The sequence below is a fragment of the Xenophilus sp. genome (assembly GCF_044462705.1).
Classification (GTDB): domain Bacteria; phylum Pseudomonadota; class Gammaproteobacteria; order Burkholderiales; family Burkholderiaceae_C; genus Xenophilus; species Xenophilus azovorans.
In genome coordinates, this window is record NZ_JBIQNC010000192.1 from 1 (window position 1) to 8821 (window position 8821).

Annotated in this window: 9 protein-coding genes and 1 pseudogene; 4 read left to right on the forward strand and 6 right to left on the reverse strand. The window is 73.3% G+C overall.

All coding sequences use genetic code 11. The annotated features are described in order from the left end of the window. The 5 genes and pseudogenes from ACIY1X_RS21460 to ACIY1X_RS21480 all read right to left on the reverse strand — a co-directional run. Positions 1–212 (reverse strand): annotated as a pseudogene (locus tag ACIY1X_RS21460) (hypothetical protein); the annotation flags it as partial. A 10-nt stretch (positions 213–222) separates the two neighbouring features. Then, the gene (locus tag ACIY1X_RS21465) at positions 223–1221 is read right to left on the reverse strand and encodes an AAA family ATPase (RefSeq protein WP_399684539.1); all 999 of its coding nucleotides are present in this window, start codon (positions 1219–1221) and stop codon (positions 223–225) included. Between the two features lie 9 nt (positions 1222–1230). Then, positions 1231–2022: an FAD binding domain-containing protein gene (locus tag ACIY1X_RS21470; protein WP_399684541.1), complete on the reverse strand. Its 792-nt coding sequence runs from the start codon at positions 2020–2022 to the stop codon at positions 1231–1233. Positions 2023–2042: 20 nt separating this feature from the next. Then, positions 2043–4430 (reverse strand): xanthine dehydrogenase family protein molybdopterin-binding subunit, encoded by a 2388-nt coding sequence (locus ACIY1X_RS21475; RefSeq protein WP_399684544.1) that lies wholly within the window; start codon positions 4428–4430, stop codon positions 2043–2045. An 18-nt stretch (positions 4431–4448) separates the two neighbouring features. Then, positions 4449–4931, reverse strand: a complete 483-nt coding sequence (locus tag ACIY1X_RS21480; protein ID WP_038205617.1) for a (2Fe-2S)-binding protein — start codon at positions 4929–4931, stop codon at positions 4449–4451. A 196-nt stretch (positions 4932–5127) separates the two neighbouring features. Between ACIY1X_RS21480 and ACIY1X_RS21485 the strand changes: the two genes are divergently transcribed. Together ACIY1X_RS21485 and ACIY1X_RS21490 are read left to right on the forward strand one after the other, a co-directional pair. Continuing rightward, positions 5128–6237 carry a helix-turn-helix domain-containing protein gene (locus ACIY1X_RS21485; protein ID WP_038205620.1) on the forward strand — a complete coding sequence of 370 codons (1110 nt, stop codon included), beginning with the start codon at positions 5128–5130 and terminating at the stop codon, positions 6235–6237. Between the two features lie 44 nt (positions 6238–6281). After that, the gene (locus tag ACIY1X_RS21490) at positions 6282–6605 is read left to right on the forward strand and encodes a thioredoxin family protein (protein WP_399684547.1); all 324 of its coding nucleotides are present in this window, start codon (positions 6282–6284) and stop codon (positions 6603–6605) included. A 19-nt stretch (positions 6606–6624) separates the two neighbouring features. Here the strand turns inward: ACIY1X_RS21490 and ACIY1X_RS21495 are convergent, their stop codons facing one another. Then, positions 6625–7422 (reverse strand): TOBE domain-containing protein, encoded by a 798-nt coding sequence (locus tag ACIY1X_RS21495; protein WP_399684550.1) that lies wholly within the window; start codon positions 7420–7422, stop codon positions 6625–6627. Between the two features lie 79 nt (positions 7423–7501). On the opposite strand from ACIY1X_RS21495, the gene ACIY1X_RS21500 reads away from it, so the two are divergent. Both ACIY1X_RS21500 and ACIY1X_RS21505 read left to right on the forward strand, forming a co-directional pair. Further along, positions 7502–8545 carry a nitroreductase gene (locus ACIY1X_RS21500; protein WP_399684553.1) on the forward strand — a complete coding sequence of 348 codons (1044 nt, stop codon included), beginning with the start codon at positions 7502–7504 and terminating at the stop codon, positions 8543–8545. Then, on the forward strand, positions 8542–8821 hold a 280-nt coding region (locus ACIY1X_RS21505), incomplete at its 3' end, for a TrmO family methyltransferase (protein WP_399684555.1). The genes ACIY1X_RS21500 and ACIY1X_RS21505, both read left to right, overlap by 4 nt.

Below are 8821 nucleotides of genomic sequence, written 5' to 3' on the forward strand. Positions count from 1 at the left end.
CGGTCCTGCTCGCGGGCGACCAGCACCGCCTCCATCGCCGCGCTCATGTCGTCGCGCCGGTGCACGCCGACGAGCTGCGCCGCCTCGGCGGCCAGTGCGATGCGCGAGGCGTCGACGCGCACGCCGGCGCGCCGCAGCGCACGGCCGAAACCCGCCAGGTTGCCGGCCAGCTTGCCTCGCCTGGCGTCGCCGAGTTGATGCACGCGTTCCATGCGCCCGGCCTCACTCGGCGGGCGCGAGCAGTTCGGTGGCCAGCGTGTGGTTGAGCGCCGCTACGTCGTCGCGCTGCTTGAAGAGGATGCCGGCGGTGTCGACCACCACCTCGGGGTCGAGTTCGACCGTGTCCATCGCCACCAGTGCCTTGGCCCATTCCACGCTCTCGGCGATGCCGGGCGCGCGCCGGAAGGCATTGGCGAAGGGCTGGCTGCGCAGCCGGTGCACGAAGTCGGCCACCTGCGCCGACAGCGCCTCGCCGGCGCCCGGCACGCGGGCGCGCACGATGGCCAGCTCGCGCTCGCGATCGGGGTAGTCCAGCCAGTGGTAGAGGCAGCGACGCTTCACCGCATCGTTCAGCTCGCGCGTGCGGTTGCTGGTGAGAACGGTGACCGGCGGCACCACGGCGCGCACGGTGCCCAGTTCGGGGATGCTCACCTGGTACTCGCCCAGGTATTCGAGCAGGAAGGCCTCGAAGGGCTCGTCGGCGCGATCCACCTCGTCGATCAGCAGCACGGCGCCGGGCGGCGGCGCCTGCAGCGCCTGCAGCAGCGGGCGGCGGATCAGGTAGTGCGGCTGGTAGACCTCGGCTTCGATGCGCGCCGCGGCCTCGCCGCCGCCGGGCCGCCCCAAGGCGGCGAGCGCCCCCTCGGGGGGCAGCGCACCATGCGAAGCAGGAAGCGTGGGGGCGAACATTTCTGCGGCGCGCATGTGCAGCAACTGGGCGGCGTAGTTCCACTCGTACAGCGCCTCGCGCTGCTCCAGGCCGTCGTAGCACTGCAGGCGCAGCAACTCGCGGCCCAGCGCGGCCGACAGCGCCTTCGCCAGCTCGGTCTTGCCGACGCCGGGTTCGCCCTCCAGCAGCAGCGGCCGCTGCAGCTTCAGCGCGAGGAAGACGGCGGTGGCCAGGCGCCGGTCGGCCAGGTAGCCGACCTCCGCCAGCCCCTGCACCACGGCGTCGATCGAGGCGAACGGCGTGGCGGCGTCAGGGCGGGCGTGGTCGGTCATCGGCCCAGCTTAACCGAGCGCCTTCGCCACGGCGCGCTGCGCAAGCACCGAGATCAGGTTGGCACGGTAGGCGGCGCTGGCGTGCAGGTCGCTGTTGAGTTCGCTGTCGTCGATGGCGACGGCGGCCGCCGACTCGGGCGTGAAGCTGCGCGTCAGCGCCGCCTCCAGCCCGCCGTGGCGGAATACGCCATTGCCCGCGCCGGTGACGGCCACGCGCACGCCGCCAGGAAACTGCGCCACGAAGACGCCGACCAGCGGGAAGTTCGACGCTTTCTGCCGCAGCTTCTCGTAGGCCGCCTTCTGCGGCAGCGGGAAGCGGATCGCCTTGATCAGCTCGCCCTCTTCCAGCGCGGTGGCGAACAGGCCCTGGAAGAAGTCGTCGGCCGCGATCTCGCGCTTGGTGGTGAGGATGGTTGCGCCCGAGGCCAGCACGGCGCTCGGGTAGCAAGCGGCCGGGTCGTTGTTGGCGACCGAGCCGCCGATCGTGCCCATCGCGCGCACCTGCCGGTCGCCGATGCGCGAGGCCAGGTCGGCCAGCGCAGGGTAGGCGGACTTCACGTCGGCGTTGTTCGCGACCTCGACGTGGCGCGACATGGCGCCGATGACCAGCGCGTCGCCTTCCTTGCGGATGCCGGTGAGTTCCTTGCAGCCCGACAGGTCGGCCAGTTGCTCGGGCGCCGACAGGCGCAGCTTCATGGAGGCCAGCAGCGTCTGGCCGCCCGCCAGCGGCTTCGCGCCGGCGGCTGCCAGCCGCGCCGCCTCGTCGACGCTGGCCGGACGTTCGAAGGTGAATGCGTACATGGTGTGTGCTCCTTCCTCGTTCAGGCGGCAGCCTGGGCCTTGCGCATCGCCTCCCACACGCGCGCCGGGCTGGCGGGCATGTCGAAGTCCTTCACGCCCAGCGGGTGCAGCGCATCGAGCACGGCGTTGATGACGGCCGGCGGTGAGCCGATGGCGCCGGCCTCGCCGCAGCCCTTGGTGCCCAGCGGGTTGTGGGTGCAGGGGGTGCAGACGGTGTCGAGCTTGAAGACGGGGAAGTCCTCCGCGCGCGGCATGGCGTAGTCCATGAAGCTGCCGGTGAGCAACTGCCCCGTCTCGCGGTCGTAGACGCAGTTCTCCATCAGCGCCTGGCCGATGCCCTGCACGATGCCGCCGTGCACCTGCCCCTCCACGATCATCGGGTTGATGATGGTGCCGAAGTCGTCCACCGCGGTGAAGCGGTCGATCTTCACCTCGCCGGTGGCCTTGTCGATCTCCACCTCGCAGATGTAGGTGCCGGCCGGGTAGGTGAAGTTGGTGGGGTCGTAGAAGGCCGTCTCGTTCAGGCCGGGCTCCAGCTTGTCGAGCGGGTAGTTGTGCGGCACGTAGGCCGTCAGCGCCACCTGGCCGAAGGGGATCTTCTTGTCGGTGCCCTTGACGGTGAACTCGCCGCCGGCGAACTCGATGTCGGCGTCGCTGGCTTCCATGAGGTGGGCGGCGATCTTCTTGGCCTTGGCCTCGATCTTGTCGAGCGCGCGCATGATGGCCGCGCCGCCCACGCTGATGGAGCGCGAGCCGTAGGTGCCCATGCCGAAGGGGATGCGGCCGGTGTCGCCGTGCACGATATCGACGTTCTCGACCGGGATGCCCAGGCGCGCCGCCACCACCTGCGCGAAGGTGGTCTCGTGGCCCTGGCCGTGGCTGTGCGAGCCGGTGAAGACCGTCACGCTGCCGGTGGGATGCACGCGCACCTCGCCGGCCTCGAACAGGCCGGCGCGCGCGCCGAGCGCACCGGCGATGTTGGACGGCGCCAGCCCGCAGGCCTCGATGTAGCTGGAGTAGCCGATGCCGCGCAGCCTGCCCTGCTTCTCGCTCTCGGCCCGGCGGGCGTCGAAGCCGGCGACGTCGGCCAGCGCCTGCGCCTTGTCCATGCAGGCCTGGTAGTCGCCCACGTCGTACTGCAGCGCCACCGGCGTCTGGTACGGCCATTCGCGCACGAAGTTGCGGCGCCGGATCTCGTCCTGGCCCAGGCCCATCTCCCAACCGCAGCGGCTGACCAGGCGCTCCAGCAGGTAGGTGGCCTCGGGCCGGCCGGCCCCGCGGTAGGCGTCCACCGGCGCGGTGTTGGTGAACCAGGCGTCCACCTCCACGTAGATCTGCGGCGTGGTGTACTGGCCCGCCAGCAGCGTGGCGTAGAGGATGGTCGGCACCGCCGTGGCGAAGGTGGACAGGTAGGCGCCCAGGTTGGCGTCGGTGTGCACGCGCAGCGCGAGGAACTTGCCGTCCTTGTCCATCGCCATCTCGGCGTGGCTCACGTGGTCGCGGCCGTGCGCGTCGGACAGGAAGGACTCGGAGCGCTCGGCCGTCCACTTGATGTTGCGGTTGAACTGCTTGCTGGCCCAGGTGAGGGCCACGTCCTCCGCGTAGAGGTAGATCTTGGAGCCGAAGCCGCCGCCGACGTCGGGCGCGATCACGCGCACCTTGTGCTCGGGCAGGCCGAGCACGAAGGCCGTCATCAGCAGCCGCTCGACGTGCGGGTTCTGGTTGGCGACGTACAGCGTGTACTCGTCGCCGGCCCGGTTGTAGCCGGCCACCGCCACGCGCGGCTCGATGGCGTTGGGGATGAGGCGGTTGTTGACGAGGTCGAGCTTCGTCACGTGCGCCGCGCCGGCGAAGGCCGCGTCCACCGCCGCCTTGTCGCCCAGCGTCCAGCGGTAGCACTGGTTGTCGGGCGCGGCGTCGTGGATGGTGACGCCGCTGCTCTTCTTCGCGGCGTCGGCCACGCTCACCAGCGCGGGCAGCACCTCGTAGTCGACCACGATGGCCTCGGCCGCGTTCTTCGCCTGCTCCGCCGTCTCGGCCACCACCATCGCCACGTGGTCGCCCACGTAGCGGACCTTGCCGATGGCCAGGATGGGATGCGGCGGCTCCTTCATCGGCGTGCCGTCCGGGTTGTTGATGAGCCAGCCGCAGGGCAGGCCGCCCATCTTCCCGTCGATGTCGGCGCCGGTGAGGATGCCCACCACGCCGGGCATGGCCGCGGCCGCCGCGGTGTCGATGGACCTGATCGCCGCATGCGCGTGCGGCGAGCGCAGGAAGACGGCATGCGCCTGGTTGGGCAGCAGCACGTCGTCGGTGTAGTTGCCCGCGCCGGTGAGGAAGCGCACGTCCTCCTTGCGGCGGACGGCCTCGCCGATGTGCGGCAGCTTGGCGAAATCGGAAGCACCCATGTCGCGCTCCTTCCTTCTTCAGGCCGAAGCGGCCTGCGAGGCCATCGCCTCGCCGCCCTGCTGCACGGCCTTGACGATGTTCTGGTAGCCCGTGCAGCGGCACAGGTTGCCGTCCAGCAGCGCGCGGATCTCCTGCTCGCCGGACTTCGGATGGTGCGTGCACAGGTCGATCGCGCTCATCACCATGCCCGGCGTGCAGAAGCCGCACTGCAGCCCGTGGCACTCCTTGAAGGCCGCCTGCATCGGGTGCAGCGTGCCGTCGGCCTGGGCGATGCCCTCGATGGTGGTGACGTTGCCGCCCGCCACTTGGGCCAGCAGCACGTTGCAGGACTTGATGGCGCGGCCGTTCAGGTGCACGGTGCAGGCGCCGCACTGGGCCGTGTCGCAGCCCACGTGCGTGCCGGTCAGGCGCAGGTGCTCGCGGATGGCCTGGACAAGGAGCGTATGGGGCGGCGCGTCGATCGTGACCTCGCGCCCGTTGACGGTGAGGGATACCTGCATGTGGCTGTCTCCGTGTGTCGGTGATGGCTGGGCGCGGGGCCGGAACCGCCGCGCCGCTGGTCATCTTCTGCCCCGCCCCCGACACCCACCCTAGGCAAAACCCTAGGCGGTTGCGGGGGCGGGTTGAAATTCTCAAAATGAGACGATCGGCGCGCGCAGGCTCGGGCATCTTCGGCCCCGCGCACGCACCCCACGCATGAATCTTCCAGCCCACGCCCTCGCGCTGCCCGACCGCAGCGGCTCCATCGCGCATGCGCGCCGCGCCTGGCTGCACGGCGAGGTGCAGGCCCGCGCCGACGCCGCCCTGCCCCCCTGGATCGCCCGCTCCTGGCAGCGCTGCCTGGCCGCCGGGCGCAGCCCGCGCGAGCGAGTGATGTTCGAGGCCGTGCCGCGCACGGCCGCCGCCGCCGCGCAGGAGCGCTGCGGCAGCTTCCTCGGCGCCGCGCGGCCGGTGCTGGAGCGGCTCTCGCGCGCCATCGCCGGCACGCACTACTTCGCGCTGCTGACCGATGCCGACGGCGTGGTGATCGAGGTGGGCGCGCTGCACGGCCAGGACGACCGCGCCATGCGCGACATCGCCCGCGTCGGCGTCGACCTGTCCGAGCGCGCGGTGGGCACCACCGCCATCGGCGCCGCGCTGGCCGAGCGCAGCCCGGTGTGGCTGCACCGCGGCGAGCACTTCTTCGAGGACACCGGCGTCTACACCTGCGCCGGCGCGCCGGTGTTCGACCCCGCCGGGCGCTGCGTGGGCATGCTCGACCTGACCGGCGTGAACGTGGTCGAACGCCCCGAGCTGCAGCACCTGGCGCAGCACGCGGCGCAGGCGATCCAGAACGCCTGGCTGCGCAGCCTGCCCTGCGCGCTGCTGCTGCAGGTCAACTGGCCCGGCAGCCTGGCGCCGCTGGACGCGGCCGCCGACAGCGACGGCCTGCTGTGCCTGGACGCCGACGGCCGCGTGCTCGGCGCCAACGCGATGGCGCGCCAGCTGCTGCCCCTGCCGGCACCCGGCCGCGCCGAGGCGGTGCAGGCCGGCGACCTGTTCGCCGTGCCGCCCTCCCTGCTCTTCGACGCCGCCGCGCGCCACCCGGCGCCGGTCGAGGTGCCGCTGTGGTCCGGCCTGCGGCTGCACGTGCGCGCCCAGCGCCGCGACGTGCAGGCGGCGCCCCGCCTGCGCGACGTGCAGGCCTCGCTGATCCGCCAGGCCGTGCAGGACGCGCGCGGCAACGTGGCCGAGGCCGCCCGCGCGCTGGGCGTCAGCCGTGCGACCATCTACCGCAGGCTCGCCGCCGGCCAGCACAGGCGCTGACGGCCGACAGCGCACACCGGCGCCGCGGCTTCACGATCCCACGCATGACCACTCCCTACCAACCCGAAGACAAGACCCGCGCCGAAGTGGACGCCCTGCCCGGCCCGACGCTGCTGGAGTTCGGCGCGAACTGGTGCGGCATCTGCCGCGGCGCGCAGCCCGCCATCGCCGAGGCGCTGGCCGACGCGCCCGCCGGGCTGCGGCACATCAAGGTGGAGGACGGCAGCGGCCGCCCGCTGGGCCGCAGCTTTGCCGTGCGGCTGTGGCCCACGCTGATCTTCCTGCAGGGCGGGCAGGAGGTCGGCCGCGTGGTGCGGCCCGGCTCGGCCGAGGACGTGCGCGCACAGATGGCGAAGCTCGGCGCCTGAGCCGCCTGCCCGCGCCCCGTCACCCCGGCAGCGCGATCACCACCGCCGATTCATCCAGCCGCGTGTGCACGCGCTGCCGGCGCCGCAGGCGCGTGCCGGCGGCGGCGAAGCCGACCAGTTGCAGCCCCTCGCCGTCGAGCTGCACGCCGACCTCGTCGCCCGCCTCGTCGCGGCTGATCGCCGCCGCCACGCCCTCCAGCACGTTGCCGCCGGCACGCGCGGCCGGCGAGCCCGCCGGCGCCACCTCCACCGCCGTCGCCTTGCACAGCGCCAGCACCGGCTGGCCCGGCGCCAGGCCCAGCAGTTCGGCGCTCTCGCGCGTCACGCGGGCGCGCAGCGCCTGCGGCGAGGCGCCGAGCGCCAGCGTGGCAGTGACCATGCGGCCGGCCCCCGCCACCTCGACCACCCGCGCGGGCAACTGGTTGCGCATGCTGGTGCGGATCGCCAGGCCCGCCATCGCCGCCCTGGCGCCGGGCAGCGCCGCCGCCGGGCCGCCCAGCGGGGCATACAGCGACTGCCTCGCCTCGGCGAAGGCATCGGCCATCGCCAGCAGGCGCCGCCCGTCGTCGGTCAGCCGCGCGCCGCCGCCGCCGGCGCCGCCCACGGCGCTGTCCACCAGCGGCATGCCGGCCAGGTTGGTCAGCGTGGCCACCGCCTGCCAGGCGGCCTTGTAGCTCACGCCCGCGTCGCGCGCAGCCTGCGAGATGCTGCCGCTGCGGCCGATGCCGCGCAGGATGTCCAGCCGCTTGTCGGCCGCGCTGTGGCCCAGCGCGTCCATGAAGGCGGCGGGCGGTGCGAAGGAGGTCTTGGCGCGCATGGCGGGATTGTGCGGCGTCGCCTAAACTCGAATCGCTATTCCTTCGATGAATAGCGATCCCTCCACCTGCCGAGACGCCATGCCCGCCCCTCTTCCCCTCGCCGGTCTCGGCCGGCACCTGCTGCGCTCGGTGCTGCGCGTGAGCCTGCCCGTTCAGGAAATGCCCGCCCTGCTGCCGGGCGCAGACGCGTCGATGAGCGACGCCGCGTTGCGACGCCTGGCCGAGAGCACCGCGGCGGCGGGCGGCGAAGGTGCCGCAGCCATCCAGGCGCGGCTCGACGTGCTGCATGCCGCCGCGCTGTCCCGCTTCGCACCGGCAGCCGACGCCGCCGGGCTGGAGGCGCTGTGGCGCACGGCCCTGCGGGGCGAACTCCCGCTGGAAGGCGCCTACTGGGCCCTGCTGGTCCATCCGCAGGCCGACCGCACCCTGCGCCACGTGGCCTTCGGCGACGTGGAGATGCTGCGCCCGGCCGACGCCGCCCCGGCCTCGCTGGGCGCGCTGCTGGAGCGCCGCTCCATCTCGCCGCGCCGGCTGGACGCGCCCGGCCCGGGCGCGGAAGACATCGAGCTGATGGTGCAGGCCGCGCTCAGCGCGCCCGACCACGGCCGGCTGCACCCCTGGCGCGTGATCGAGTTCAGGACGCCGCAGCGCGAGGCGCTGGCCGCGCTGTTCGAGGCCGAGAAGCGGCGGCGCGACCCGCTCGCCAGCGCCGCCGACCTGCGCCGCGCCCGCGCCCACGCCACCGAGGCGCCCTGCCTGCTGGGCTTCGTCGTCTCGCCGCGCGCGCGCAAGCGCGTGCCGCTGCGCGAGCAGTGGCTGGCCGCCGGTGCGGCGCTGGGCAACCTGCTGAACGCGGCGCACCAGCTCGGCTACGGCGGCATCGTGCTCAGCGGCGAGCGCTGCTTCGACGACGCGCTGGCCCGCCAGCTCGGCCTGCAGCCGGGCGAGCACCTGGCCGGCTTCGTCAGCCTGGGCACGGCCCGCGAGCCGGCGCCGCCCACCGCACGCGCGCTGCCGCAGGAGGTGTGGCGCTGCTGGACGCCCGACACCGCTGCGGCGCCCGCGCTGCGCGGCCCGGCGCTGCCCGCCGCGCGCGCGCTGGATGGAGAAGGCTTGTCATGAGCGACGCCGCGGCCGAAATCGTCTGCCGCCCCATCGGCCACATCCGCAGCCGCTTCCCGGTGCCGGAGGGCGTGCCGGTGCAAGCCGCCGGCGTGCCGCACGAGACGGCGACGCTGGAAGTGCTGCCTGCCTACGCCGCCGGCCTGCGCGACATCGAGGGCTTCGACCACCTGCTGCTCATCACGCACTTCCACCGCTGCCCGCGCGAGCTGCTGGAGGTGACGCCCTTCCTCGACCCGCAGCCCCATGGCGTGTTCGCCACCCGCGCGCCGGCGC

What these genes read in the sequence shown, in the direction of transcription:
- ACIY1X_RS21465 (WP_399684539.1), bottom strand. Translation starts at nt 1,221, where the DNA reads ATGACCGACCACGCCCGCCCTGACGCCGCCACGCCGTTCGCCTCGATC.
- ACIY1X_RS21470 (WP_399684541.1), bottom strand. Translation starts at nt 2,022, where the DNA reads ATGTACGCATTCACCTTCGAACGTCCGGCCAGCGTCGACGAGGCGGCG.
- ACIY1X_RS21475 (WP_399684544.1), bottom strand. Translation starts at nt 4,430, where the DNA reads ATGGGTGCTTCCGATTTCGCCAAGCTGCCGCACATCGGCGAGGCCGTC.
- ACIY1X_RS21480 (WP_038205617.1), bottom strand. Translation starts at nt 4,931, where the DNA reads ATGCAGGTATCCCTCACCGTCAACGGGCGCGAGGTCACGATCGACGCG.
- ACIY1X_RS21485 (WP_038205620.1), top strand. Translation starts at nt 5,128, where the DNA reads ATGAATCTTCCAGCCCACGCCCTCGCGCTGCCCGACCGCAGCGGCTCC.
- ACIY1X_RS21490 (WP_399684547.1), top strand. Translation starts at nt 6,282, where the DNA reads ATGACCACTCCCTACCAACCCGAAGACAAGACCCGCGCCGAAGTGGAC.
- ACIY1X_RS21495 (WP_399684550.1), bottom strand. Translation starts at nt 7,422, where the DNA reads ATGCGCGCCAAGACCTCCTTCGCACCGCCCGCCGCCTTCATGGACGCG.
- ACIY1X_RS21500 (WP_399684553.1), top strand. Translation starts at nt 7,502, where the DNA reads ATGCCCGCCCCTCTTCCCCTCGCCGGTCTCGGCCGGCACCTGCTGCGC.